The sequence below is a fragment of the Coprococcus sp. RTP31081st1_H1_RTP31081_211007 genome, from assembly GCF_040227275.1.
GTDB lineage: Bacteria > Bacillota > Clostridia > Lachnospirales > Lachnospiraceae > Coprococcus > Coprococcus aceti.
On sequence record NZ_JBEHVP010000003.1, the window covers coordinates 298482 to 324302 of the forward strand.

A 25821-nucleotide genomic window follows, 5' to 3' on the forward strand; every position below is an offset into this window, starting at 1 on the left:
TATCTCCATCATTTTATCAATAAATGATGGAGATAATAATAGACATGATGGAAATAACACTCCCCATATTCACACCTTATCTTTTGAATTGTAAAACATACTGGTTTCTTATTCTCTGTTCCGGTCTGACATCAACCAGATATAAGAATAATAAAAATATCCATTCCAATGGTTTCATTATAATATAAACAACATCTGCTCTAAGAGGATTTGTTATGAGTTTCGACAGAGGATAGCCGTATGTATCATATATGTGGCGAACCATCCTGTGAAAACTTGGAAATTTTATCTGAATCACTTCTTCAAATGCGTTGGCAATACATAATTGCCTGTTTACAATGATCGTTGCACCTCTCCTGCTTCCAAATCTAAGCGGTTTCACAACTTTTTTGTGCCCACCGGCGGCTACCGTACAAAGATAATGTCCTTCGTAATCTGATGGCGGTGGTGGTGTCTGCTTTGAAAATGTCCAATCTGCAGTATCTGTAAATGCCTTAATCGGAGCATCCAGTCCCTGACCAATTAGGACAAATATAATCTCGATAATTGCCACAACCAGAAACAGTGCAACAAAAATTACAAAGGTGTACCTGGATAAGCTGTTAATGATATCGTAAAATTTCTTGAAACGTATATTGTTATCCTGTGCTGCTGCTCTGTTTTTAAAGATTTCTACCTGTTGCAGCATATGCCTCTGAATTGCTCTTGCAGATAACAGCAATATGTTGAAATGATAAACATAAAATGACAATTCTAAGGGATTATTGATATTTTTAGATAACTGAACAGCAAACGTAATCTGCAATATATTAAGCAGGATAATAAAGGAAATTGCAGCCGCGGATACTAATGGCGGCAGTCGGTCTGCATTTATGTATAACAACACAAAATATGCAGCAAATCCTAATAAAGCAACCCAGGAAATTCCCCAATACCCGGAAGAAATCACATAGTGAAATTGCATAGTATTAACCTGTTCATACCAGTCGCCGGCTGTATCATACGTTATCGCAAACAGCATCAGATATAACAGGCCGCCAACCAGAACGGTTACGGTTGAGATAAGCTTTTCCTTTTTTGGTTTGGCAGAAAAACAATTGTAAATATTCCAGACTGTTAAAGTTCCGGGTATAACAAATGCGACTATACCGAAAAATAAAAATATTAATATGTCGTTCAAATGAAACATTTACAAATCTCCCTTTCCCCAATACTGCCGATCAGATATCCCCATTTATATACACCCTCGGAACCCTTACCGATATGTTGCACACGATCACATCCACATTCGTGTCAAGCATATTTGCCATGTCTTCGATGGACATGCCCTCGCCGAGAAGAGTCACGGTGTCGCCGCGCTTTACATCCGGGATGTCTGTAATGTCTGCCATGCACTGATCCATACATACGCGTCCGATGATCGGCGCTTCATGGCCGTTTATGATGACCTTGCCCTTGTTGGACAGATAGCGGCTGTAGCCGTCGGCAAATCCGACAGGCAGAGTGGCGATCTTTGTAGGCCTTTTGGTGACAAATGTTCCGCCGTAGCCGATTTCTGAACCGGCAGGAACCTCCTTCACCATGGCAACGTATGTGTACCAGCTGAGGATCTCCTGAAGTCCTGAATTCTTCCAGTCAAAATCATCAGAAGGAGTGAGACCATAGAGGATATCACCGCATCTGACTGCGTCGAGCTGTGCCTCAGGCAACATCAGTATGGCAGGGCTGTTGGCTACGTGGTGCTTTGGTATGACAACCCCCATTTTCTCAAGTTCATTTACGGCGTGGAGGTATAGGTCAAGCTGCTTTCTGGCGCTTGTGTGGTCGCCCTCGTCTGCCCTTGCAAAATGTGTAAATATACCTGTTACGTTCAGGTCATCCATCTCGCAGATCTTCTTTATAGTGTCAAATGATTCCTGACATACCGGGAATCCTATTCGGTTCATACCGGTGTTCAGCTTTATCTGGACATTCTGTTTCTTGCCGGCTCTTCTTGCAGCGGCAGCCATGTTCTCAGCACCCTCCATTGAAAAGACAGTGAGATCAAGGTCGTACTTTGCGGCCTCATCCAGCATGTCATCTGCTGTATCGCCGAGGATAAGGATAGACTCTGTGGCCCCCGCGTCCCTGAGCATCTTTCCCTCTTCCCAGATGGCAACGGCGTAGCTGTCTATGCCACATTCCTTGAGTGTCGGGTAAAGTCCTGCAATACCGTGGCGGTATCCATCGCCCTTCATGACAGCGATAAATTCAACACCCGGTTTCAGTCTTGATTTTATGTTGGCAATATTGCTCCTGAGCTTTGCCAGATCTATAACTGCTGCAGTTCTTCCTGCAAATGGTCTGTTATTCATAGTCATTCTCCTGTTTTACAACTGTCAAATTATAGTAACCATGTAATTATATTTTTATTTGTTGAATGAGTCAACATGTGTGTTATGATGTTGTCAAAAGCCACGCAGAATATATATTTTACAACCCCGTTGTATCTAACTCTATGATCATCTGTTCCAGTTTTTGCTCTCTTAATAAATAGCACATATAGATTGGAAGATATGTTATAGCACCATCTGTCTCCACGTTTCCAATTGATAAAACATATGCTTTTTCAAGATGATAATCCGGAACTTTCATAAAATTATCCAACGCTTTGTGCGATTTATAAGCCTTTCCCGATTTAACTTCAATTGGAACAACCTGACCATTCATTTCTATTGCGAAATCCATCTCTCCGATTTTCTGCTTTTTACAGAAATAAGGTTCGAAACCATTGGCAACCAATTGCTGTGCGACTGCATTTTCAAAATGAGCACCATTGTTGACCTCTCCGTTTTTATTTATCAGCTCAACTTTAGTTTCTGCCGGATAAGCGCTGGTCAGCAGACCGATGTCACTCGAGAAAAGTCTGAACACATTACTGCTCTTGCTCGCCAGAAGTGGGATTACCGGCGCATCTACATTGTAAACAGGCAACGCCACGCCTGCATCTTTTAACCATAAGAAGCTGTTTTCATATCGATTAAATTTCAATTCTTTATCCAACATGGTAAATACAAACTTCTTATTTTGCTTGTTCAGCTCAGCCGGAATAATCTCATATATAGATTTCACCTTTAACTTTTTGTCTTCAAGCTCATATTGTGAAAAATCTTCCTTGTAAAGAGTTGTAATATCCCGTTGAACTTTATCGACTTCCCGAATATCTTTGGTATTTATATAAGCTTTGACAGCATCCGGCATTCCACCGACAATAAGATACACAAAGAACATTGACAGAAGCTTTTTGTGTATAAATTCATCAACCGGGCTGGCTGTTTTAAATTTATCCTCTAACATATTCAAGGTTGTTGCTGAGACATTATTTGCCACCATAAATTCTTCAAAATCCATGGGATACATTCTTAAAACTGTCAGATACCCGACTGGGGCAGATGCAATTCCTTTAAGTTCCACACCCAATAGTGAGCCGCTCATGACATATTTATAACTGCCCTCGTCTACCAGAAATTTTATTTTTGTTACTATTTCTGGGCATTTTTGAATTTCATCAAAAAAAACAACCGTTTCGTGCTCCTTACAATCTTCGGGCATGATCATTTTCAGTTTAACCAGAAATTCTTCTGCACTCATTTCTGCATTTAGATAAGATACCATATCCGGTTGATCAATGAAGTTGACTTCAAACTTGGTATATTTGCCCCGTTTTTTCAATTGCTATGAGATTATTTTGCCCCGTTTTTTACTATTTTATTTTGGCAAAAAGCCCCGTTTTAATTGCCGCTCCGAATAATTATTGTCATTAAAACCCGCAGAGGGTATAATATCAGAATATAAGCTCTAAAACAGGATTGGAAGGGAATTAAGATGAAGAAAGAATATGTAATGGGAAATGGAGCGATCGCCCTTGGCGCTCTTGCAGCCGGAATCAATTTGGTTGCCGGATACCCGGGCACTCCATCCTCAGAGATACTTGAGACAGTAGCAAAATACCCGCATGACGGAGTCCATGTGGAGTGGTCGGTAAATGAGAAAGCGGCCATGGAGGTTGCTGCCAGTGCATCATACAGTGGAGCGAGGACACTTGTGACCATGAAACAGGTGGGACTCAACGTGGCATCGGATCCGCTTATGTCGCTGGCGTATGTCGGGATAAAGGGCGGAATGGTCATCGTGTCTGCGGACGATCCGGGACCGATATCGTCACAGACGGAGCAGGATACGAGGATGTTTGCAGACTTCTGCAGGATTCCGGTATTTGACCCGTCGACTCCTGAGGAGGCGTATCAGATGATACAGGATGCATTTGACTACTCGGAGAAATACAAGACGCCGGTTTTGTTCAGACCGACAACCAGAGTGTGTCATGCATACGCATCCATAGAGGTAAAAGACGAGTGGAAGGCAAAGGAATATGAGGGATTTGTAAAGGATTCAAAGAAATGGGTCATCTTCCCGAGATTGTCATTTGCCAATCATGCCATGATAGAAAAAAGAAATGTGGAGATTGGGGATGACTTCGGCAGCTACTCCATGAATACGGTGGAGGGCAGCGGCAGCAAGGCGGTATTTGCATCGGGAATCAGCTACTGCTATGCAAAGGAGACACTTAAGAACGTGCCTGATGTGAAGCTGGTCCGTATAGCAACCCCGCATCCGTTCCCTGAGCAGTTCGTGAAGAATGCGCTGGACGGAGTGACGGAGGTCATGTGTCTTGAGGAGCTCAGCCCATACATAGAGAATCAGATATTACGCCTTGCAGGCAAATATCATATGGATATAGATGTCAGAGGAAAGCAGACCGGGGATGTGCCGGCGAGCGGAGAGCTTTCTACCAACAAGGCTGCGGATATCCTGTGCGATTTTCTTGACCTTGAGAAGACTTCCCAGGTGGATGTGTCAGATGCACCAGAGCTTCCTGTGAGGCCTCCGGTGCTGTGTGCGGGATGCCCTCACAGAGCGTCATTCTACGCGGTAAAGAAGGCGATGGCCGGAAGAAAAAGCTACTTCTGCGGAGATATCGGATGCTATACACTTGGAAATGCCATGCCGCTTGACATGGTGGATACCTGTCTGTGCATGGGTGCCGGAATCACCATGGCGCAGGGCTTCCACTGGGTGGATGAAGATGGCGTGTGCTTTGCATTTGTGGGAGATTCCACATTCTTCGCGTCTGGTATGACCGGCGTGGTAAATGCAGTGTACAATGATGCAAATATGATCCTGTGCGTGCTGGACAATTCGACCACAGCCATGACGGGACACCAGCCACATCCGGGAACAGGACGCAACATGATGGGCCAGTTCGTGGACAAGGTGAGTATACAGAAGGTTCTTGAAGGAATCGGAGTGAAGAAGATAGTCACTGTTGATCCGCTTGATCTTGAGGCGAGCGTGGCAGCAGTTAAGGAGTGTGCGGATATCAGAGGAGTCAAAGCGATCATTTTCAAGTCGCCATGTATAGCCATCACCAAGCCGTCTGGCAAGATGGAGATATCCGAAAAGTGTATACAGTGTAAGAAATGTATCAGAGAGATAGGCTGCCCTGCGATAATCCTGAAGGATGGTAAGGTGGCGATAGATGAAAGCCTGTGTACGGGATGCGGTCTTTGTTCACAGATCTGTCCGGTGGGGGCGATAGGAGGTGCTTGCAATGAATAAAGATATTCTGGTCTGCGGAGTAGGCGGACAGGGAACGGTTCTTGCGTCCAAGCTCATCGCATCGGCTTATATGGCAAAGGGCGAGACGGTACATTCGGCGGAGACCATAGGAATGGCGCAGAGAGGCGGAAGTGTCACGAGCCATGTGAGGATCGGTGAGGCGTATTCGCCACTCATAGCCCAGGGCGGTGCTGACATTATACTTGCGTTTGAGCCTGCAGAGGCGGTGCGCAATCTGGCTTATCTGAAAAAGGGAGGAATCGTCATCACCAATAACGTCCCGGTGAAACCGGCGACTGACTCGCTTATGAATTCAGGCTACGAGGCGCAGCCGATGCTTGACTACCTGAAGGATAAATGCGATTGTATAGTCATGGACGGCGCGGCGATAAGCCGTGAATTTGGTTCGGCAAAGTTCTACAACATAGCACTTCTTGGAGTTGCAGCAGCCAGCGGTAGACTTGGACTTTACGAGGCGGATATAATTTCAGCTATTGAGAATGGAGTGAATCCGAAGTTTGTAGAGGTGAACAAGAAAGTATTTGAATATGCGATGAAGATGTAGTTGGCGATGGGCTGACCGAAGGGAAAAAGGAGAGTAAAAATTATGAAGTTAAATGACACACAGCTCAGTCAGGTGGACGCTCAGATAAAAAGACTTGTAAAGACTGACAGCTATTATGGTAAGAAGTACAGAGAGCTTGGTATAACAGATGTGACAAGTCAGGAGGCATTTGAGGAGCTTCCGTTTTCAAGCAAGGATGATCTGAGAAATGCTTATCCACTGGGAATACAGGCTGTTCCGGATGAGGAAGTGGTACGTATCCATTCATCTTCAGGAACAACAGGAAAGCCGGTTATCATACCTTATACAGCAAAGGATGTCGATGACTGGGCAACCATGTTCGCAAGATGCTACGAGACAGCCGGAGTGACAAAGAAAGACCGAGTACATATCACACCGGGATATGGTCTGTGGACAGCCGGAATAGGATTTCAGGCAGGCGCGGAGAAGCTTGGTGCCATGGTAATTCCTATGGGCCCTGGAAATACTGACAAACAGTTACAGATGATGATCGATCTTGAAAGTACAGTTCTCACAGCAACGTCATCATACGCACTTCTTCTTGCCGAAGAGATAGATAAGAGAGGGCTTAAGGATAAGATACATTTGAAGAAGGGCGTATTTGGCTCAGAACGTTGGAGTGAGAAGAAGAGAGAGTATATAAAAGAGAAGCTTGGAATAGAGCTGTATGATATATATGGACTTACAGAGATCTATGGGCCTGGTATCGGAATAAGCTGCGATGCCCAGAATGGAATGCACTATTGGGATGATTATGTTTATATAGAGATAATAGATCCGAAGACCGGAAAGACTCTCCCTGACGGAGAGGAGGGAGAGATAGTTATCACTACTCTGGTTAAGGAGGGGGCTCCGCTCATCCGTTTCAGGACACACGATATATCAAGGATCATTCCGGGTGAGTGTCCATGCGGAAGAAAGCATCCTAGACTGGATATCATCAAGGGCAGAAGTGATGATATGTTCAAGGTACACGGCGTAAATATGTTCCCAAGTCAGGTTGAGGAGCTGCTTGCACTTGTGGATGGAGTCCCAAGTGAGTACACCATAAATATAGCCCATGACGAGCCTGCCAATAAGGATATCATGCTGGTTACAGTTGAGGCCGAGGGACGTGTAGATTTTGAGCAGACAGGACGTCAGATCAGAGATCTGTTCAAGTCAAGGATCGGAGTTACACCGAAGATTACTGTTGTCCCTGTTGGAACGCTGCCTAGAAGTGAGAAGAAGACACAGCGTGTCATCGACCATCGTGAGCAGTAGGTGACGGACGGTGAGCGTACGTAAGACGGACGCATCGGGGTTCTCATATATCCAATCAGGGTCGCTTGCGCTTAACTTCGGCGCGTAGCGGCACATAAGGCTCCGCAAGCGATTGCCAAGTGCCGACGGCCTCGTATTCCCTGATTTGGATATCATGAGAACGCCCGTTGCTGAGTCCGACAACTGAATAGGCGCTCACCTGTCTGAGAAGGAGATTTATATTTGTGGATGGGTCTTACATTGCATAAGACAAGAAGTTAAAGAGACTTTATCGGTGCATGGTAATACTTATGTAGAAGGGATTTTATGTTTATGAATTCAATTAATATAGCAGCTTGTATAGTTGCGTTTTTACTTGGGGTGGTGTTGTTTACTCTGGCGAATGAGATCATACTCAAGCTGCCGAACAATGAGAATATATTTAAGGGAAAGCCGAAGAGCTTTGAGAAGTTTTCTCCGAGATGTCTGTTCATACAGATCCTTGGTGGGGTGTTCGGAGTGCTTATGGTGTGGCAGTTTGATGTGAGCCTTGAGGCGGTCACGGTATTCCTGTTCTTTGGACTGCTGACTATCATCACATTCATAGACGCTGATACCATGGAGATACCATTTGTGCTGAATGTGTGTATACTGGTGCTTGGAGTTATATCCATATTCACGAGAGGTGGATTTTCACTGACAGGCGGAGACCTCTCTCTTGTGAGCAGACTTATTGGAATGCTTTGCGTGAGCCTTCCGCTGTTTCTGATAGTGCTGGTTATACCGGATGGATTTGGCGGAGGAGATATCAAGCTCATGTTTGCCGCAGGATTCTTCCTTGGCTGGAAGGCAACCGTCATAGCATTCTTCATCGGACTTATCATTGGTGGATGCCAGGGCGTGATACTTCTTGCAAGGCGTAAGAAAGGCAAGGACGATCATTTCGCATTTGGCCCGGCGCTCAGCGTTGGCCTGATGATTGCGACATTTGTGGGATCACAGATGATGAACAGCTATATCAATATGATCAAGGCATCATTCTATGCGTAGAGTGATGAATCCATGAAAAAGAAATAGTGCTGATGTATAAGTGATAAAAAACTTATACATCAGCACTATTTTTTATGATAGTATTCAAATGTAATTGCCTATTGTATATTTTCCATGTGAGGGATATACTGTAAAGAGCGTGCAATTTAACGCGTTAAAGCTTTTAATTGAGAAAGAAGAGCAATTATTAAGAGAGGTTAGGAGTTACGATTATGCCAATCACAGATTACTTAGAGAGAAATGCCAGAGAATATGGAAATGATGTCGCTCTGGTAGAGATAAATCCTGATGTGCAGGAGACGAGAAGGGTTACATGGAGAGAGTATGAACTCATAGAGTCTAATCCTACATGTCAGTACAGAAGAGAGATAACATGGAGCGTGTTCAACGAGAAGGCAAACAGATTTGCCAATCTTCTGGTGTCACGTGGAATCCAGAAGGGAGACAAGGTAGGTATCCTCATGATGAACTGCCTTGAGTGGCTTCCAATATATTTCGGAGTGTTGAAGACGGGAGCCATAGTGGTTCCGTTCAACTTCAGATACGATGCGGAGGAGATCAAATACTGTGTAGAGCTTGCAGATGTTGACGTGCTTGTATTTGGCCCTGAGTTCATCGGACGTATAGAGGCTGTCGTTGACGAGATAGCTGAGAAGAGAATCCTCTTCTATGTGGGCGGCAATTGTCCTACATTTGCAGAGGACTATGACAAGCTGACATCCAACTGCTCAAGCGTGTTCGAGAAGAGAGACATCAAGGACAGTGATGATGCGGCTATATATTTCTCATCTGGAACAACAGGATTCCCAAAGGCTATTCTGCACAACCATGAGAGCCTGATGCATGCGGCAAAGGTCGAGAATGTACATCACGGACAGACAAAGGATGATGTGTTCCTGTGTATTCCGCCACTGTACCACACAGGTGCCAAGATGCACTGGTTTGGAAGTCTGATAGTGGGCGGAAAGGCAGTTCTGCTCAAGGGAGTAAGCGCCAAGACTATACTTCAGACTGTAAGTGATGAGAAGTGTACTATAGTATGGCTTCTTGTGCCATGGGCTCAGGATATACTGCTTGCCATAGAGAACGGCGATGTACATCTGGAGGATTATGAGCTGTCACAGTGGAGACTGATGCACATCGGAGCACAGCCAGTGCCACAGAGTCTTATAAAGAAATGGAAAGAGATATTCCCTAACCATCAGTACGACACGAACTATGGACTTTCAGAGTCTATCGGACCGGGCGCTGTACATCTGGGAGTAGAGAACATACATAAGGTCGGAGCCATCGGTGTGCCGGGCTACGGCTGGCAGGCAAAGATCGTGAATGAGGACGGAACAGAGGTTGAGCAGGGCGCAGTCGGCGAGCTTATCCTCAAGGGACCTGGTGTCATGACCTGCTACTACAAGAATCCGAAGGCGACAGAGGAGTGCCTGAAGGACGGCTGGCTGTACACAGGAGATATGGCTATGCAGGACGAAGATGGATTTATTTATCTTGTAGATAGAAAGAAAGATGTTATAATCAGTGGTGGAGAGAATATCTACCCTGTACAGATAGAGAACTTCCTCAGCAAATACGAGAAGATCAAGGACGTTGCGGTCATCGGTATCGCAGATGCCCGTCTCGGAGAGATCACAGCGGCTATCATAGAGGTAAAGGATGGCATGACCTGTACAGAGGAAGAGATCAACGAGTTCTGTAAAGAACTTCCAAGATATAAGAGACCAAGGAAGATCATATTTGAGCACGTTCCGAGAAATGCTACAGGTAAGATAGAAAAGCCACTTCTCCGTAAGATGCACAATAGTGAGAACCTGGTAGCGGCAGAAAACAACGCATAGTGAGATACTTGCCGTAATACAGCACAGAAAGGACAAAAAAAGATGAAGACACCATTTATTACAAAGGCAAAGGCAGAGGAGATCATCAGGGAGATCCCTACACCGTTTCACATTTACGATGAAGAAGGAATCAGAGAGAATGCGCGAAAGCTTTATAAGGCGTTTTCATGGAATAAAGGATTCAAGGAGTATTTCGCTGTAAAGGCTACTCCGAACCCAACGATACTCAAGATCCTCAAGGAAGAGGGCTGCGGAACAGACTGTTCATCACTGACAGAGCTTATGATGTCAGACAAGATGGGATTTAAGGGCGATGAGATCATGTTCTCGTCCAATGACACCCCTGCCGAAGAATTCGTGCTTGCAAAGAAGCTGAACGCAACCATCAATCTTGACGATTTCACACACATTGATTTCCTGGAGAAGGCAGCAGGAATTCCAGAGAAGATCTGCTGTAGATTCAATCCGGGCGGAAAGTTCTCCATATCAACCACCATCATGGACAACCCTGGTGATGCAAAGTATGGTATGACAAAGGATCAGATCATCGAGGCATACAAGATCCTCAAGGCAAAGGGCGTGAAGAGATTCGGAATGCATGCATTCCTTGCCAGCAATACAGTGACAAATGAATATTATCCAACACTTGCAAAGATTCTGTTTGAGACAGCAGTTGAGATCAAGGAGAAGACCGGAGTGAAGCTTGACTTCATCAACCTGTCAGGCGGAGTTGGAATCCCATATACACCGGACAAAGAGCCAAATGACATCATGGTCATCGGCGAGGGTGTCAGAAAGGTATATGAGGAAGTGCTTGTACCGGCAGGCATGGGTGATGTAGCTATCTTCACAGAGCTCGGACGTTTCATGCTGGCACCTTACGGGCACCTGGTTACAACAGCCATTCATGAGAAGCACACACACAAGGAGTACATCGGAGTGGACGCATGTGCAGTCAACCTCATGAGACCTGCCATGTACGGTGCATACCATCATATCACAGTTCTCGGCAAGGAGAATGAGCCATGCGATCACAAGTATGATGTGACAGGCTCGTTGTGCGAGAACAATGATAAGTTCGCTATAGACAGAATGCTTCCAAAGATCGACATGGGAGATATCCTTGTCATCCACGACACAGGAGCACACGGCTTTGCCATGGGCTACAACTACAACGGCAAGCTGAAGTCAGCAGAGGTTCTGCTCAGACCGGACGGCTCATTTAAGCTTATCCGCCGTGCAGAGACACCTGAGGATTACTTCGCAACCATCAAGGATTTCTGGAATGTAGAGCTGTAACAGGCAGACCATAGATAAGCATAGAAAACCGGCAGTATATGAGTTGAAGTCCAACTGTATACTGCCGGTTTTCTATGTGCATGAGCTGCGTTACACTGTCACCTCGAAGCAAATATAATTCTGTCCGGATATGGTTCGGTTATCCAGACATATCTTTCCCTCATATTCATCCACAAGCTTTTTCATGTTCGGAAGACCATATCCGTGATGCTGCTTGTCGATGGTCTTGGTTGTGTAGCCGTAGGTAAACATATTTCTTCTAAGATCAGAGCTCAACACAGGACCTTTGTTCATGGTGCTTATGATGATCTGGTTCTGACTGCTGTCAAGAGACAGGGTGGCAGATCCCGGAGCATCTACAGCCTCCAGAGCATTGTCTATTAATATTCCAAGTATACGTATGATTTCATATTCGGGCATACAGCTTTTCAATGTATGCTGTCTGACTATCACATTCAGAGTCTTTCCGTTCTTTTCGGCATTGATCATCTTGCTATATATAAAACCGGCGACAACAGACAGATTGATGCGAAGCAGCTCAGACTCACGGTATTCAGATACCATATTGTCTGAATAGTTTATCAGGGCATTTTTCAGAGACTCATAATCCCTATAGGTGTATGGAAGCATTCTGACTGCAGTCAGATGGTTGTCAAAGTCATGCTGTTTGCTTCGCAGATCCTTTATCAGATCAGCCATCATAGGCTGATAGGTTTTAAAGCATTCCAGATCGTGCTGCTGCTTTCCTATGGTTCGCTGCTGTCCCAGAATGATGATATCCGAGAGAATGACCACAACTGCAAAGCATGATATCACAGGTATATACACCGAGGTGTCGATGGTACTGAATTTGTACAGCCCGGTCTCGATCATAAACACAACGTACAAATGAATAGACAGGAATTTGATAATTCCACTGCCGCCCATGAAGGTTTGGAACACATGGTTCATAGGCGCATATCTGCACAGAGCCACTGAAATCAGAAATGAAAATACAGCACAGGAAATGGACAAGTATGTCTCATTGTTCGCACCCAGACGTGTCATACCCATGATGATAATGTCCTCAAGAAAAGCCGCATACAGATATTCAAGAATATACGCCATCAATACATAAAAATATCTGGTCTTCATAATATACAACAGCATGAGATAGGATAGCAGGCATAATGCCAGCCATCCAAATGCATTTGGGAAAATTAAGGATACCGTATTCCCGAGTATAAGGTAAGCAGCCGTTCCGATAATTGGGTGGCGCATATCCCGGAATTTTCTTCCGATGAGGGCAGATATAAAAATAACATCCTTCATTGTTTCCAATGTAAAGCATAGGAGATCTATTATAGAATTCAGCATTTCAAATACCCCTTATCATTGTTAAGCCTGTTCAACGTGTTTGCGCGCAGCCGTGGAAGCTTTAAGTCTGTGACCAAACTCTGTGGCGTATTTGCGGCCAACCGGTATCCATTGATAGTCCGGTGTGTCAAGCGATACCATGGCGGTAACCTTGTCGTAGGTATCCACATGGTGAAGGTTTACGACAAAGCTCTTGTGGCAGCGTGCAAAATACGATGGAAGAGAGTCCGCAAATACAGAGAGTCTTGTTCCTGTGGATATAAATAGTCCGGTGGTTGTGTGGACATGCATGTTTCGCAGCTCGGATTTAATGTATAGTATATTGTCTGGTCTGATCCTGGCAAGTACACCATCTCTGTCGGTAAGCTCTATTGGTTCCTCCCTGATCAGAGAAAAGTTCAGAAGCTTGGAGACAGATTCTATCAGATCCTGCTGTGAGTAGGGCTTGACCAGATAATCGTAGCAGTTGGTCTTGTGGATCGCTCTGGGAGCTTCGTTTACAAGAGCTGTCACGTACAAAATAGGAGTTGTCTGATAACGCGGATTTCTTCGCAATTGTTCTCCCAGCTTTATTCCGTCCTTATCCGGGTCGGCGCCAAGCTGTATATCCAGCAGAAAAAGCTGGATGCTGTGCGAATCTGCCAGAGCCAGAGCATCATCATAACAGGCGGCCTTCAGACATTCTATGTCGGGGAAGCTTTCTTCTATTATCTCTGCCAGACCATTTAATTGTGCCACATTGTCTTCAACTACCAAAGCTCTCATTATAAAAGACTCCTTCCTTCTATGTGTTGTATTTTAAACCATTACTTCAAAACGCACCAGAGTATCATCCAGAAGATAATCGTTTTCCAGATATATTTTTCCATTATATTTAAATACCAGACGCCTGAGATTGTAAAGACCAAGGCCGTGCTTCTGACGATCACAGGTCTTGGTGGTATAGCCTGCTGTGAAAAGCTTTGCTCTGATCTCGGGTGTTAGCAGAGGACCTTTGTTCAGAGTGGTGATGATGATTCTGCCGTCCCGGCTATCCAGGTGCAGAGTCATACTATCGTGCTCAGATATGGCCTCCAGTGCATTGTCGATGAGTATTCCCAGAACCCTGACCAGCTCATATTCAGGCATCCGGCTCTCGAGCAGATAGCTGTGAACGACAATATTCAGCTTTTTGTGCGCCTTTTCTGCCTGCTTTTGTTTGCTGTATATAAACCCGGCGATCACGAACATGTTGATTTTTAGAAGCTCGGTGGTTCTGTATTCGGATATAACCTCATCTGAACTGCTGATAAGAGCCTCCTTTAATGAACTGTAGTCGGTGTGTGTATATGGAAGCATTCGAATACCGGTCAATATATTGTCAAAGTCATGCTGCCTTCCCGTGACGTCCTCAATCAGATCATCCATCATAGGCTGATAGACGTTGTAATTTGCCAGATCGTGCTGCTGCTTGCTGATGATCTGTTGCTGGCTGAGGATTACTATGTCGGTGATGAGGACTATCACGGTGAAAAATGAGATGAGGGGGATATATATGATTGTGTTAAATGTGCTGTATTTACGCAGTCCCAGCTCAAGCATGATTATCAGAAAAACATGTATTACAAGGTACTTGGATAAAAATCTGCCATTAATCAACTGAGAGTAGAAGCTATGGAATGGAAGTAGCCTGCATATAGCACAAGCAATAGAAAAAGTAATCAGGGAGCCTGCGATGGAGGAGGCTATCTGATTATTAAAATTCACTCTGTAAAATAACAGAATTATAGAATTTTGAATAAGAAGGATAAAAGTGTGTGATATGACGAAGGCAATTAGAGAATTAAATATAGTCGTATTTAAGATAAAAAGAGTCGTTAAATAGGCTAGTGAACATAAGATGATCCACCCAAGCGCACCTGGAAACAGGGATGAAAAAAAGGTTCCCAAACAAAAGTATAAAATTGCACTTATCACAGGATGTCGCATTTCTTTTATATGTACTCCGGCAATGGATGAGAGCATGATGAGATCATATAAAATTTCAATAATATAACAAAAAGAGTCTACGATATGATGTATCATGGCAACCTCCATAAAGATAATATAACATTATACAAAGACGATTTATACCGCGTCAATTGTCGTTTATGACATGATAGATACCGTTCATGACAAATTAAGCAAAATATATTGCAATCTAAGTAGTTGTATGATAAAAGAAAAGTGGAGGTGGTCAAATAGATAATCTAAACAATAAGCTGGGAATATTATTAACACAGATCCTGCTGGGCAGAAAATACAGAAGCGATGAGGATCGTGATGTAAAAATACAATATTCTATACTGCTTCTTATTGACAAGGTAGAGAAATATTTAATTATTTTGGGCCTCTTTTCAATATTGGGACACGTTGATATAGCAATAATAACAGGATTGACAATAGAACTTACAAGAAATTATCTTGGCGGTATACATATGAAAACATGGTATGGCTGTACAGCGGTGACTGTATTGTTTTATATCGTGGTGTTAGCATGCGGAGAAAATATTATATTGTCAAGCAAACTGCAGAATTCATTGTGGGTATCGGAGATAGTAGTTATAGCATTATTTGCGCCTATACCATCAAAACAGAGACCTAAATATAATCAACATAGAAAAAATATGATAAAGGCTCGTGGTATAGCAGGTGTGCTGATAATTGGAGCGGTGAGTCTTGGGGTGAAATCTTACAATAACTATATTGTATGGATATGGTTGTTGCAGATTATAGAAGTGATGATATTAAAATTATCATCTCTGATAAAAAGAAATAAATAGGGGGTGACAATGCGTGACGCAGAAGAGGGTTAGAAATATGCTGTCGGACATACTTGAGAATATGGCAGAAGATGTGATTAGACTGACAGGATGTTTCGGTGCATGGGGAGAGATAGAACTCCCAGAGTGTCTCAGGAATATCGATTCGCAGAAAGAGACAAAGTAAAATATCCTGAAGAGTTGAGCTTCAGGATATTAGAAATATCAAGACAATCATTTGCTGGAAAAATCTTGATAAGCGGATTGTACTATCAGACACAGAAAAGTACAATAGCAAAATTGTTAAAAGTGGCAAAAGTGGAGTAAAGACCGTAGATAATTAATTAGGAGGGACAAAAGGCTATGAAGAAGTCAATGAAAACAAAGCTTGCGATGTTTGCTGTCGCAGGCGCAATGGCGGTGTCAGGAACAGTGGGAATTGCAGCACCGGCTAAGGCGGGTAATACAACAAATGATGAGTTTAAATATAACAGTAATTCGCCAGCTGGAATAAGCAGATGGAGAGATAAAGAAAATGCCACAAAGGTATATATATATCCGACTACAGGGCCTGTAGTGGACTATAGAGTACAGGGAAAGGCTGGAGTTACAGGCACGGCTAATTATAGATCTGCATACGTGACCATACCAAGAGGCGTAGAGGCAAGTGTAACGAATTATGTATATGAAAACGACGAGAATTACGCCAGACTTCGCATGACGAGAAGATCAACAGTAACAGGTAAAATTACATCGGGATGGTGGAGTCCGGATTCTACGAAGGTATATACAGTATATCCTAAATAGATGAGAAAAAATGTGGTGGCTGTGCCTGTTGCTACAGGCACAGCTTGATTAGAGGTAATGTGTATGAATAGAAAAAAAACAGTGCTGGTTGCAGCAGGAATCTGTATTGCCTTGCTGGGATTGGCTTTTGTCAATAACAATCTTGAAAAAAATAAGAAAAAACCATATGAAAGAAACACAGAAAATAGTGATACAAGTGAAACTATATCTGAAACTGATGATCAGACTGATAGCGAACCAACAACCGAAGAATCTAAAAAGATATCTATCGTTTCAGGAGATGTTGGGAATAACGATGAAGAAAAGAATTGGAAGAATACTGCGGGAGATAATATATTTAATAGTGACGGAGTAAAAGTAGAATGTCTGTCTGTTGATGTGGTTGAGGATACTGATATTGTGAAACAGACAAAGTATTCTGCAGAATATTTTAAGACTGGTGAATTACCGGATCCAGATTTTATTGAAAAAATTACAGATATGGAAGCCGTATTTGAGCAGGCTCCCGATTATGAAAAATTATATAATTCTCCAGTGGAAAATGAAGATGATATGAATAAGCTCCGTGAAATGCAGGAAAAGTACAAGGATTTGCTGGAAGAAAATACAAAGTATATACATCCGAAGACCAGATATTATTTTGTTAAATGCAGGATAACGAATGAAAATGAGGAAGCTGTAGATAAGGTTCTAAGCTTTTATACGCAATTTGTTTTGTCAAATAAATCGCAGATGTGGAATATAGACAACCAGGTGTATTTTGATAAATCAATTCATATGGTAGGAGATGACAGGGCAGACTGGTTTTTCTTAAGAACGCTTGAGCCTGCGGAGGTTCTGGAGTGCACATTAGGGTTTGAGGTTAGTGACAGTTATAACGGAAGCGTAACTCTGTATATTGGAGAGCCGCCATTAACTGATGAATTATTTGATCCTGATTCATACCCGGATCTTGTGAAGCTTGACAATATACCGAGAGAACGATGAAATAAACAGCAGTCAGATGGAGGCTTTCAAGTATGATAAAAAGAATAGTCTGTGTAATAGCTGCCTGTATAATTGTGTTTTGGAGTGGACGAAAGTACAGTTTACAAGGGACTACACAGAGTAGGTATCTGACGGGAGGGGTTCCGCCCGTCAGATTTTCCATGTGATATTTAAGCTGTCGCTTGTGGCGGCTATGGTAGTAATCATCAAATCTACCACACGCCGCTTGTCGTCAAAGGATACATTTTCCCAAGTATCGAGGTAGCCGGAAATCTGGCTGACCTGTTCCGGGCTGATGGCTTCCACCGTCAGCTCCGCTATCCTCGCCAGAAGTTCCTGCTTGCGTCCGTCCAGTTCCGCTATCTTCACATTCACATAGGAGAGCAGGACATTGTTTGCACCCGTCAGACTGTCCACCAGCTTTTCAATCTCGCTGTCCACATGGGCAAGCTCCACTTGCAGGGCGGCAATTTTCGGGTTTGCCTTTGCCGCTTTCTTTCTGCCTGTCAGCGTCTTGTAGCTTGCCAGTTTCTTTACCATCTGCTGATAAACAACCGCTTCCAGTTCCGAAGTAATGATTTTCCCGCACCCCGGACAACTCTTGTTATCCAGCCGTTTCGTACAGCGAAGGTATTGCTTGCCGGAGGGATTGAAGATACTCATAAGGGCATACCCGCAGTTTCCGCATTTGATTTTTCCCGCCAGCCATGTATGGGTAGCTTTTCGGGCAGACTGGATTTTCATGTTGTTCATCAGCTTCTTACGGCAGGTCAGCCAGATGTCGGAGGGAACAATGCCCTCATGGGGAGCCAGTACCAGCATTTGGTCTTTCAAGTCGTTCTTTTTGCTGGGCTTCACATCCCGCCCTTGATACAGATAGCAGCCGTTCATGCCTGTAAAATCGGCAGCGTCATTGACAATGACCGTCCCTTGACTTTTGAAAAATTCGTACACATCAAGGTCTGCCTGCACATAGACAGGATTGCGTAACATCTGCGCCAGCGTGGGGCGTATCAGCTCTTTGCCATGGAACAAAATCCCCTGTTCCGCAAAGTACCGGGTAATGTCCCCGTAGGAGGTTGTGGGCTGGGCATACATCTCAAACATCAGCCGGATATTTGCTGCTTCGTCCGGGTTTACCACCAGCTTCTTTGTGTTGATACCGTCCATCTTAATCGGCTCTGTATGGAAGCCGTAAGGGTCTTTCCCGCCCATCTTGAAGCCCCGCTGACTGCGGGAGTAGTAAGCGTCCGTCACCCGCTTCTGTATCGTTTCCCGTTCAAGCTGGGCGAACACGATACAGATATTCAGCATAGCCCGCCCCATCGGGGTGGAGGTGTCAAACTTCTCCGTAGAGGACACAAACTCCACTTCGTACTTTTGGAAGAAGTCCATCATCTTCGCAAAGTCGAGAATGGAACGGCTGATGCGGTCGAGCTTGTAAACCACCACTTTCCGCACAAGGCCGCTTTCAATATCCCGCATAAGCTGTTGGAATTGTGGACGCTCCGTATTTTTCCCGGAATACCCTTTGTCCTTGTACTCTTTGCAGTTCCCGCCTTTCAATTCGTATTTGCAAAACTCAATCTGGCTTTCAATGGAAATGCTGTCCTTTTTGTCCACCGATTGTCTTGCATAGATTGCGTCTATTCGATTGTTCATATTATCGCTCCTTTTCTAAAAAAAGAAACGGAGCTGCTGACACCTTTATTATACCGTCAGCAGCCCCGCAAATCAACGATGGCTTTGGAAAACCTTATGCCCCGGCTTCCTCACTCTGCCGTTTGTCGGCATACTTGCGGAACACCTCATAAAGCTGCTGTTCCAGCTCCCGGCGTTTTGCCGCTTCCTGCTCCGGCGTGAACACCGGGGAGAGATTTTCCAGCGTGATTTCCTTTCCCTGAAAAGTCACGACTTCGGTTTCTTTCTTGTATCTGATATGCTCCATAGTACCTCCGTATTTAATTTTCAAAGTGCAGTGCCGTCATACCGCGGCGTGAAATGTTTTCTGTCATCAATCACCGTTTCCTTGTGTGCCGCTGCTGCCGTTTCAGTTCTGCCAGCACCTCCGGCGGGATACGGTCTACCAGCCGCTGAATGTCTTTCAGCTCGCTTTCCAGCTTTGCCCGTTCCATTGTATCTTTCATCTTGCCTTTTTCGCTGGCTTTGGCTCTGGCTTCCAACTGTTCATTTTCTGCCAAAAGGTCGTTTATCGTGACCTTGTATTTTTTAAGCTGCCCGGAGAAGTTCTCCATCTGCGGAAACCACTTTTTCAGCAGGGAGAGGGCTTCCTCTTTCTTCTTTCCGGCGTTGAACGGGGTAATACCGTCCAGTGTGGCTTCAATGGCTCTTGCCTGTTTGGAGAGATTGACCGCCTGCTTGAACAGACGGGTGGGGATATGCTTCCTGCCTGTCTTGCTGGCACTTTCTCCACGCTCCAAGTCGGGATATTTCTCCACCATATAGGCGTGAAAATCGTCCTGCCATTTTGTGAGGCTGGCTCTGTTCCCAATAATCTCCTTTGCACACAGGCGGTTGTCCTCTGTCAGCGGGACAAAGACCAAATGCAGGTGGGGCGTTTTCTCGTCCATGTGTACCACCGCCGACACGATATTTTCTTTCCCTACCCGCCCGATTAAGAAATCAGCCGCCCTCTGGAAAAATTCCTGTATCTCCTTTGGGGACTTCTTCTTGAAAAATTCCGGGCTGGCGGTAATCAGCGTATCCACAAACCGGGTACTGTCCTTACGGGTACGGCAGCCTGCCTGTTCAATACGGTTCTGTATAAAGTGGTAGTACCTGCCCTCTGGCTTAACGATATGGAAGTTGTACTTGCTCCGGCTGGTGTCAATGTCGGGATTGCTGGCGTACTGTTCCTTTTGCCGTTCGTGATGGGCTTCCAGCGGTCTTGCCGGATTGCCCTTGTGCTTTTCAAATCGCAAAATTGCGTGTTGTGCCATGAAACTCCTTTCCCCATTCCGTTCCTTTCCGGGACTTCTCCACAGGAAAATCCCGCAGAAAATATCTCGGATCGGAAGGGAATGGATAGAATATAAATCAATATTTTTATCTCTGTATTTCTATATACCGTCCGGTTTCCGTACTTCAAGAGAATTGATTATCGTACTTGTGGAGTGCGGTTTTCAGTCCGACCGCGTTCCATAACCGGATTTCTTGAAGTCGGTGTTTGGAACCGCTTCGTAGGATTTTGGGTAAATGCGGTTGGGTTTTCCACAGCCCTGCTTCTGAATCTCTACCAGTCCGGCGTATTGCAACTCCCGCAGGGTGTTGACCGCCTTCTGCCGCCCGCAGTGGAGCAGCTCCACTACCTCGTTGATGGGATAGTAGAGGTAAATGCGCCCATATTCGTCCGCCCAGCCGTTTTTCCGGGACAGGTCTGTCCGGCGTAGGATAAAGGCATACAATACCTTTGCTTCGTTGGACAGTGGCGTGAATGTGGGGGCTTCAAAAAGAAAATTGGGAAGCCGGGTAAAGCTGACCGCCTTTTCCGGCTGATGGATATAAATGGTGTTTGTCATATCGTGTTTTGTGGACGGTTAGAAGCCTGTTTCCGGGGGCAGACGGTAGTTTCTATTGCCTGCCCCTGTTCTGTGCTTGCAAAGCCTTGTAAATCAAGGACTTTTCAGCCCCTAACTGTCCACACAAGACCTCCTTTTCCGTTCACTTTCTGTTTTCTGCCGCCTGTGAACTCTGGCGGCACAGTCGGGACAGTATTTCGCCCGGTTGGACTTTGGGACAAACACTCTGCCGCAGATCGCACAGCGTTTCAGCTCCTTATCCCGGAAAATCTCCGCTTCCAGCGTTCCGATTTGCGGCAAGACCGACCAGCGGAACCACTTACAGCAGACCGAGAAAGAAATAGTCTGGGGGCAGGTGTGGGTGTCCCCATCGTCAAGGAGCATACAGTTCCCATCCTCATAACAGCAGCACTCCCGGCAGATCAGGGCGTTTGCCTGTTTCCTCTGTGCCGGTGTCATGCGGTAAAGGGAACCGTCCTGCCTGCGCTCTATGGGCGGCAGTCGTTTATATGGGTTCTCTCTCATGTGTTCCCTCCATTTTTCCTTAGCCGTTCTCCCCGAAAAGGCTTCCTGCCCCATTCCTGCGGCGTGTTCCGGCGTTGGCACGCTCCCCGGACTTCGGGACATTTTGTCCCGAAGTGGCTCGTTGCGGTGCTTCCCCTGCCGGGGTATTCCTTTTCGGACGGTTATTCATTTTTCAAGGTGCAGCTCATCGATGAACTACCCTAAGTCTACACCTAAAAGACCGCCCGCCCCGTATATCCATAAGGTCGGAAATCAGCCCGGAAAACTCTTTATTTACACGCTCTCGGAATTGTGGTAAAATAATAAATACAAGGCGATAAATCGGAAGTTGTGAGGTGTTCAAAATGGATAGCATAGTGGAACTTGTCAAGAGAAATGAGCAGCTTCTCCTTGAAAATGCTGAAGCACTAAATGATGAGGAAGTAGAACAGGAAGATATTGACGAGTATCTTAAAATTCAAGGTGCTACAAAAGAAGAATTAAGCGCCTTTGAAAATCAATTTCAAATAAGATTGCCAGAGGATTTTAAAACCGTATATTCATACAAAAACGGCAGCGGCTATATGAGCTTAATTTGGCCGCAGGAGGGATTTTATCGCGGGTATCGCCTACTGTCACTAAAAGAAATAATCAAGTTAAAATCTCTTTTTCAAAATAAAAACTGTAAAATGACAGAGTTTCCAAATGTAATTGATGAAAAACAACTGCAACAATTAGACGAACGCATAAAGCCATATCTGTTTTGTGAGCGTTGGTTTCCCTTTGCTGAGTATGCCGGTTCTCTTTATCTGATGTTGGACTATAACCCAAGCGAGAAAGGTGAAATCGGTCAAATTATTTGTTATGTGCATGACCCGGATTTTATCTATTATGTCGCTCCGAACATTACCGAAGCACTGAAAATGACGGAAACAGTTATTGAGAATTTAATATAATTTTTCTTTATATGATGTAAGCGATAGCTTCCCATTTATTGGGCAGACAAGGAGGGAGCGCATGGAATTATCCATACAAGAACGACTAAAAGACCTGCGTGTAGAGCGTGGGCTGACGCTGGAACAGCTTGCGGAACAGACGCACCTCTCCAAGTCTGCGCTGGGCAGCTATGAAGCGGAGGACTTCAAGGACATCAGCCACTATGCCCTTATCCAGCTGGCAAAGGTTTATGAAGTGACCGTTGATTACCTGCTGGGACGCTCTAAAACAAAAAATCACCCAAACGCCGAGCTTGCAGACCTGCGTTTGAGCGATGATATGATTGAACTATTGAAAAGTGGGCGGGTGGATAATTCCCTCTTGTGTGAGCTGGCGGCGCACCCTGATTTTCCCCGGCTGATGGCAGACCTTGAAATCTATGTGAACGGAACGGCAGTCAAGCAGGTACAGAGCGCAAATGCCATTGTGGATATTATGAGCGCAACCATTATGAAGCAGCACAATCCCGGCTTGTCCGACCCGCAGTTAAGGCAGCTTGTCGCCGCCCATATTGATGATGACAGCTTTTGCCGCTATGTAATACAGCAGGACATAAACGACATAGCCCTCGACCTGCGGGAAGCCCATAAGGACGATTTTTTCAGCGTCCCGGAGGACAATCCGCTGGAAGATTTTTTACAGACCGCCGTGGAAACCGCCAGCCCAGACAGCGACCCGGAGCAAGCCGCTCTGGTGTTTATCTGCAAGCGGCTCAAGCTGAATTTGAAGAAGCTGTCCGAGGAAGAAAAGAAGTGGCTGAAAAAGATTGCACAGAAATCGGACTTGCTGAAAAATCCAAATCCCCAGCGGGGGAGGAAATAAAAGAAATATATTACGGAGGAAATACAGATGAGATTTTGGGGCAAAGACAGAAAACAGGATAACAGAAAAAATATTTGGATTGAGCATCTCAATATTGATACAGGAAATTGGTTTCAAGTGTTTTCAGCTTGCTTAGGTAAAATGATAGCAATACAGACTGCTTGTAGTGAGCAGGTGGTAAAGGGGCAAGACTGGAATGTTGATTTTTCAGAGGGCGTAATACTTTTTGGAAATCAAAAGTATCCGCTTCAATTCATCGGAAGCGAGGCAACATCAAGTAACACATGGCTGTGGGGATGGGAAAATATCAATGGATTTTCCGAGAAAATTATTCAGGTAGCCACACACGCAAAAGTAGTGGGGGAACGCTGGAATTTAGAGCCACTAACGACAGCAGAATTTACATTGGACGATACATTCAACGGGCATAACCTGTCTATCGTAACTTGCGGCTTAGTTGATAAGTATTGTTATTACAGAGGTCCACATTCTGGTGGAGCAATTTTTGTTGCATTTTCAGGTGTTCCTGATAGTGTGTTTGCCTCCATCGATGTTCAAAAATTCGTATCTATAACGACGCAATGTATTCAACAATTTCATATTGATCACAAAATTTTTGTGGAGGGATTTCTCTCGTGGAACAATACGCAATATGAATGGGACAATCAAACATTACTCGCTCATTTTCAGCAAGATTTGAAAATTGAGTTTGAACAAGTAAATAATTTTTGGCGTATTTGCGCTATGAATACCATTTTATCTGGAAAATAGCAAAGCCAGCCGAGCCAGTCAACGGTCAAGATGAACGGCACATTTTATGTGCCGCCGTTGACAGTCCTGCCCGTCTTTGCTGATGGGCAATCAAGGCGGGAAAGCCCTAAAATGGCTTCCCGCCCATTTCAATTTTTGCGGGAGTATGTCCACAAGTTCGGGACATTTTGTCCCGAAGTCCGGCGTGGAACGAGGGACAGGGGCTTTCATATACGCCCTGTCTGCTGATGAAACCAACCCTGTGCTTGCGGCTCCACGCCACACAATCACAGTTCTGTTTTCCTGCTGCTTCAAATGTGCTTGCCCTTCCGGGCGGCAACCTCATTTTCGCAGCAACGCCGACAGAGCGTATAACACACTACACTTTGCAAGCAAAGTCGTGTGCCAAAGGGATACCCTTTGGAAACCCCGGACAACAAAACAGGCTGAATATCTCGCACTTTCCCGGTGCTTGATACTCAGCCTTTATTTGTTGTCAGCAGCCCCTGTTTCGTGGTCTGCGTGTAGTTCCTTGTAAACTGACTTAATATATAGTGTAAATCTCATGCAGCGAAAGACTGACATTACATATAACTATGATGAGATAGAATTTCAAGGTTATAAATTGGTTTTGAAAGAGGCACATATTTATGGTAAGAAGGAATTTGAGCAAAGGTTTAATGCTGAGATTCCGTATATAGAAAGTGTCAGAGTGTTGTGTGCAGGTTTTACTGTTACGAATAACACAGGAGCTGATATTGGTTGGGATGAGGTTATGGAACTGTTCAATTGTGGATTTCAGACGGATACATGGGCAAGCTCAATAAGTCCATCAGTGGAAAGACAAATGAATATTTTTGATTCTGAATTGTTCAAGGCTGGGCAAAGACAGGAGATATGGTTTGGAACGGTGATGACTGAGGCGTCTTTTAAAGAAAAAACATGGAAAAATATATATGACATGGATTATTATTATGTCTTTTGTATAACTCCAGATAAAATAAAGGTGAAATTAGATTTGGTGGAGGATTGATGGACGTGAAAAGTATCCGATTCGAGATAGAAAGAGCAATGAGAAGCATATGGATTTATATTAGTATTTTAATAGGTGTGTTTATAGGAACCTTAGATCTTTGTTTATTTCACAGCATTTATAAAACGGATGGTACATCAAGTCTTATACAGGCCTGGATAGGGACGGATTATAAATTTGCTTATAATTCATTGTTTTATATATTGTTTCCGATTATTGCCTGTATGCCGTATGCAGGAACATATTATTCGGATATGAATAATGGTTATGACAAAAATATATGTATACGGTCAACCAGAATCCAATATATGTGTTCAAAAATGATAGCTGTATATCTTTCGTCATTTATAGCAGTTACAGTTCCACTCTTGTTTAATCTGTTTTTGGCGGCTGGTTTTTATCCTAATAACAGCCCCGAGAGACTGACTTTTATGGTTGCAGGGGTAATAGACTGTAATATGTTCCCATATTTATTCCAATGTCATCCTGTTATATATTGTCTGATTTACATATTGATAGATGGAATTATGGGCGGACTGTTGGGGATGGTGGCGGTATGTATATC

Annotated in this window: 26 protein-coding genes; 15 read left to right on the plus strand and 11 right to left on the minus strand. The window is 44.4% G+C overall.

Annotated elements, in window-relative coordinates:
* Positions 1–76: 76 nt before the first annotated feature.
* The 3 genes from ABUA31_RS07770 to ABUA31_RS07780 all read right to left on the minus strand — a co-directional run bounded on the left by ABUA31_RS07770 (position 77) and on the right by ABUA31_RS07780 (position 3654).
* Positions 77–1189 (minus strand): DUF6688 domain-containing protein, encoded by a 1113-nt coding sequence (locus ABUA31_RS07770; protein WP_015534364.1) that lies wholly within the window; start codon positions 1187–1189, stop codon positions 77–79.
* Positions 1190–1220: 31 nt separating this feature from the next.
* Positions 1221–2354, minus strand: coding sequence for an alanine racemase (gene alr, locus ABUA31_RS07775; RefSeq protein WP_055146092.1), 1134 nt, complete (start codon positions 2352–2354; stop codon positions 1221–1223).
* Positions 2355–2472: 118 nt separating this feature from the next.
* Complete coding sequence (locus ABUA31_RS07780; protein WP_278319649.1) at positions 2473–3654, minus strand: ATP-binding protein; 1182 nt, start codon at positions 3652–3654, stop codon at positions 2473–2475.
* Positions 3655–3864: 210 nt separating this feature from the next.
* Here ABUA31_RS07780 and iorA point away from each other — a divergent pair, with 210 nt between their 5' ends.
* The 6 genes from iorA (at position 3865) to ABUA31_RS07810 (ending at position 11682) form a co-directional block, all read left to right on the plus strand.
* Positions 3865–5658, plus strand: coding sequence for an indolepyruvate ferredoxin oxidoreductase subunit alpha (gene iorA / locus ABUA31_RS07785; protein WP_015534362.1), 1794 nt, complete (start codon positions 3865–3867; stop codon positions 5656–5658).
* Complete coding sequence (locus ABUA31_RS07790) at positions 5651–6223, plus strand: indolepyruvate oxidoreductase subunit beta (protein ID WP_015534361.1); 573 nt, start codon at positions 5651–5653, stop codon at positions 6221–6223. Before iorA ends, ABUA31_RS07790 begins: the two co-directional genes overlap by 8 nt.
* Positions 6224–6265: 42 nt before the next feature.
* Positions 6266–7507: a phenylacetate--CoA ligase family protein gene (locus tag ABUA31_RS07795; protein ID WP_015534360.1), complete on the plus strand. Its 1242-nt coding sequence runs from the start codon at positions 6266–6268 to the stop codon at positions 7505–7507.
* A 312-nt stretch (positions 7508–7819) separates the two neighbouring features.
* Positions 7820–8536, plus strand: coding sequence for a prepilin peptidase (locus ABUA31_RS07800; RefSeq protein WP_055146396.1), 717 nt, complete (start codon positions 7820–7822; stop codon positions 8534–8536).
* A gap of 212 nt (positions 8537–8748) precedes the next feature.
* Positions 8749–10383, plus strand: coding sequence for a class I adenylate-forming enzyme family protein (locus ABUA31_RS07805; protein ID WP_055146095.1), 1635 nt, complete (start codon positions 8749–8751; stop codon positions 10381–10383).
* A 42-nt stretch (positions 10384–10425) separates the two neighbouring features.
* Positions 10426–11682 carry a diaminopimelate decarboxylase gene (locus ABUA31_RS07810; RefSeq protein WP_055146098.1) on the plus strand — a complete coding sequence of 419 codons (1257 nt, stop codon included), beginning with the start codon at positions 10426–10428 and terminating at the stop codon, positions 11680–11682.
* A 90-nt stretch (positions 11683–11772) separates the two neighbouring features.
* Here ABUA31_RS07810 and ABUA31_RS07815 read toward each other — a convergent pair whose 3' ends face one another.
* From ABUA31_RS07815 to ABUA31_RS07825, 3 genes are read right to left on the minus strand one after another with little or no spacing between them, the layout of a single operon-like run.
* Positions 11773–13038 (minus strand): sensor histidine kinase, encoded by a 1266-nt coding sequence (locus ABUA31_RS07815; RefSeq protein WP_055146101.1) that lies wholly within the window; start codon positions 13036–13038, stop codon positions 11773–11775.
* A gap of 21 nt (positions 13039–13059) precedes the next feature.
* Positions 13060–13803 carry a LytR/AlgR family response regulator transcription factor gene (locus ABUA31_RS07820; RefSeq protein WP_015534355.1) on the minus strand — a complete coding sequence of 248 codons (744 nt, stop codon included), beginning with the start codon at positions 13801–13803 and terminating at the stop codon, positions 13060–13062.
* A 33-nt stretch (positions 13804–13836) separates the two neighbouring features.
* Positions 13837–14619, minus strand: a complete 783-nt coding sequence (locus ABUA31_RS07825; RefSeq protein ID WP_015534354.1) for a sensor histidine kinase — start codon at positions 14617–14619, stop codon at positions 13837–13839.
* Between the two features lie 686 nt (positions 14620–15305).
* Here ABUA31_RS07825 and ABUA31_RS07830 point away from each other — a divergent pair.
* From ABUA31_RS07830 to ABUA31_RS07845, 4 genes are all read left to right on the plus strand, one after another.
* A complete protein-coding gene (locus ABUA31_RS07830) occupies positions 15306–15839 on the plus strand; it encodes an accessory gene regulator B family protein (protein ID WP_278319650.1) in 534 nt (177 codons plus the stop codon).
* A 13-nt stretch (positions 15840–15852) separates the two neighbouring features.
* Complete coding sequence (locus ABUA31_RS07835) at positions 15853–16005, plus strand: hypothetical protein (RefSeq protein ID WP_156332998.1); 153 nt, start codon at positions 15853–15855, stop codon at positions 16003–16005.
* 176 nt (positions 16006–16181) lie between these two features.
* Positions 16182–16625 carry a DUF2712 domain-containing protein gene (locus ABUA31_RS07840; protein WP_055146110.1) on the plus strand — a complete coding sequence of 148 codons (444 nt, stop codon included), beginning with the start codon at positions 16182–16184 and terminating at the stop codon, positions 16623–16625.
* A 63-nt stretch (positions 16626–16688) separates the two neighbouring features.
* Positions 16689–17612: a hypothetical protein gene (locus tag ABUA31_RS07845; RefSeq protein ID WP_055146113.1), complete on the plus strand. Its 924-nt coding sequence runs from the start codon at positions 16689–16691 to the stop codon at positions 17610–17612.
* 150 nt (positions 17613–17762) lie between these two features.
* Here ABUA31_RS07845 and ABUA31_RS07850 read toward each other — a convergent pair whose 3' ends face one another.
* The 5 genes from ABUA31_RS07850 to ABUA31_RS07870 all read right to left on the minus strand — a co-directional run bounded on the left by ABUA31_RS07850 (position 17763) and on the right by ABUA31_RS07870 (position 21676).
* The gene (locus ABUA31_RS07850) at positions 17763–19274 is read right to left on the minus strand and encodes a recombinase family protein (RefSeq protein WP_257324679.1); all 1512 of its coding nucleotides are present in this window, start codon (positions 19272–19274) and stop codon (positions 17763–17765) included.
* Positions 19275–19368: 94 nt separating this feature from the next.
* A complete protein-coding gene (locus tag ABUA31_RS07855; protein ID WP_002566025.1) occupies positions 19369–19560 on the minus strand; it encodes a hypothetical protein in 192 nt (63 codons plus the stop codon).
* Between the two features lie 70 nt (positions 19561–19630).
* Positions 19631–20572 carry a MobV family relaxase gene (gene mobV, locus ABUA31_RS07860; RefSeq protein ID WP_257324681.1) on the minus strand — a complete coding sequence of 314 codons (942 nt, stop codon included), beginning with the start codon at positions 20570–20572 and terminating at the stop codon, positions 19631–19633.
* Between the two features lie 183 nt (positions 20573–20755).
* Complete coding sequence (locus ABUA31_RS07865; protein WP_008395205.1) at positions 20756–21151, minus strand: replication initiator protein A; 396 nt, start codon at positions 21149–21151, stop codon at positions 20756–20758.
* 111 nt (positions 21152–21262) lie between these two features.
* Positions 21263–21676, minus strand: a complete 414-nt coding sequence (locus tag ABUA31_RS07870) for a cysteine-rich VLP domain-containing protein (RefSeq protein WP_147601179.1) — start codon at positions 21674–21676, stop codon at positions 21263–21265.
* Between the two features lie 344 nt (positions 21677–22020).
* Here ABUA31_RS07870 and ABUA31_RS07875 point away from each other — a divergent pair, with 344 nt between their 5' ends.
* The 5 genes from ABUA31_RS07875 to ABUA31_RS07895 all read left to right on the plus strand — a co-directional run.
* On the plus strand, positions 22021–22611 hold the full coding sequence (locus tag ABUA31_RS07875; RefSeq protein ID WP_257324682.1) for an SMI1/KNR4 family protein: 591 nt from the start codon (positions 22021–22023) through the stop codon (positions 22609–22611).
* Between the two features lie 61 nt (positions 22612–22672).
* The gene (locus ABUA31_RS07880) at positions 22673–23473 is read left to right on the plus strand and encodes a helix-turn-helix domain-containing protein (protein WP_257324683.1); all 801 of its coding nucleotides are present in this window, start codon (positions 22673–22675) and stop codon (positions 23471–23473) included.
* Between the two features lie 27 nt (positions 23474–23500).
* Positions 23501–24244 carry a DUF6882 domain-containing protein gene (locus ABUA31_RS07885; protein ID WP_257324685.1) on the plus strand — a complete coding sequence of 248 codons (744 nt, stop codon included), beginning with the start codon at positions 23501–23503 and terminating at the stop codon, positions 24242–24244.
* A gap of 544 nt (positions 24245–24788) precedes the next feature.
* Positions 24789–25256 carry a hypothetical protein gene (locus ABUA31_RS07890; protein WP_349818687.1) on the plus strand — a complete coding sequence of 156 codons (468 nt, stop codon included), beginning with the start codon at positions 24789–24791 and terminating at the stop codon, positions 25254–25256.
* On the plus strand, positions 25256–25821 hold a 566-nt coding region (locus ABUA31_RS07895), incomplete at its 3' end, for a hypothetical protein (RefSeq protein ID WP_349824056.1). The genes ABUA31_RS07890 and ABUA31_RS07895, both read left to right, overlap by 1 nt.

Bases quoted from the DNA above. Each gene is read 5' to 3' on its own strand.
- ABUA31_RS07770 (WP_015534364.1), bottom strand. From the start codon at position 1,189: ATGTTTCATTTGAACGACATATTAATATTTTTATTTTTCGGTATAGTC.
- alr (WP_055146092.1), bottom strand. From the start codon at position 2,354: ATGAATAACAGACCATTTGCAGGAAGAACTGCAGCAGTTATAGATCTG.
- ABUA31_RS07780 (WP_278319649.1), bottom strand. From the start codon at position 3,654: ATGGTATCTTATCTAAATGCAGAAATGAGTGCAGAAGAATTTCTGGTT.
- iorA (WP_015534362.1), top strand. From the start codon at position 3,865: ATGAAGAAAGAATATGTAATGGGAAATGGAGCGATCGCCCTTGGCGCT.
- ABUA31_RS07790 (WP_015534361.1), top strand. From the start codon at position 5,651: ATGAATAAAGATATTCTGGTCTGCGGAGTAGGCGGACAGGGAACGGTT.
- ABUA31_RS07795 (WP_015534360.1), top strand. From the start codon at position 6,266: ATGAAGTTAAATGACACACAGCTCAGTCAGGTGGACGCTCAGATAAAA.
- ABUA31_RS07800 (WP_055146396.1), top strand. From the start codon at position 7,820: ATGAATTCAATTAATATAGCAGCTTGTATAGTTGCGTTTTTACTTGGG.
- ABUA31_RS07805 (WP_055146095.1), top strand. From the start codon at position 8,749: ATGCCAATCACAGATTACTTAGAGAGAAATGCCAGAGAATATGGAAAT.
- ABUA31_RS07810 (WP_055146098.1), top strand. From the start codon at position 10,426: ATGAAGACACCATTTATTACAAAGGCAAAGGCAGAGGAGATCATCAGG.
- ABUA31_RS07815 (WP_055146101.1), bottom strand. From the start codon at position 13,038: ATGCTGAATTCTATAATAGATCTCCTATGCTTTACATTGGAAACAATG.
- ABUA31_RS07820 (WP_015534355.1), bottom strand. From the start codon at position 13,803: ATGAGAGCTTTGGTAGTTGAAGACAATGTGGCACAATTAAATGGTCTG.
- ABUA31_RS07825 (WP_015534354.1), bottom strand. From the start codon at position 14,619: ATGCTTGAGCTGGGACTGCGTAAATACAGCACATTTAACACAATCATA.
- ABUA31_RS07840 (WP_055146110.1), top strand. From the start codon at position 16,182: ATGAAGAAGTCAATGAAAACAAAGCTTGCGATGTTTGCTGTCGCAGGC.
- ABUA31_RS07845 (WP_055146113.1), top strand. From the start codon at position 16,689: ATGAATAGAAAAAAAACAGTGCTGGTTGCAGCAGGAATCTGTATTGCC.
- ABUA31_RS07850 (WP_257324679.1), bottom strand. From the start codon at position 19,274: ATGAACAATCGAATAGACGCAATCTATGCAAGACAATCGGTGGACAAA.
- ABUA31_RS07855 (WP_002566025.1), bottom strand. From the start codon at position 19,560: ATGGAGCATATCAGATACAAGAAAGAAACCGAAGTCGTGACTTTTCAG.
- mobV (WP_257324681.1), bottom strand. From the start codon at position 20,572: ATGGCACAACACGCAATTTTGCGATTTGAAAAGCACAAGGGCAATCCG.
- ABUA31_RS07865 (WP_008395205.1), bottom strand. From the start codon at position 21,151: ATGACAAACACCATTTATATCCATCAGCCGGAAAAGGCGGTCAGCTTT.
- ABUA31_RS07870 (WP_147601179.1), bottom strand. From the start codon at position 21,676: ATGAGAGAGAACCCATATAAACGACTGCCGCCCATAGAGCGCAGGCAG.
- ABUA31_RS07875 (WP_257324682.1), top strand. From the start codon at position 22,021: ATGGATAGCATAGTGGAACTTGTCAAGAGAAATGAGCAGCTTCTCCTT.
- ABUA31_RS07880 (WP_257324683.1), top strand. From the start codon at position 22,673: ATGGAATTATCCATACAAGAACGACTAAAAGACCTGCGTGTAGAGCGT.
- ABUA31_RS07885 (WP_257324685.1), top strand. From the start codon at position 23,501: ATGAGATTTTGGGGCAAAGACAGAAAACAGGATAACAGAAAAAATATT.
- ABUA31_RS07890 (WP_349818687.1), top strand. From the start codon at position 24,789: ATGCAGCGAAAGACTGACATTACATATAACTATGATGAGATAGAATTT.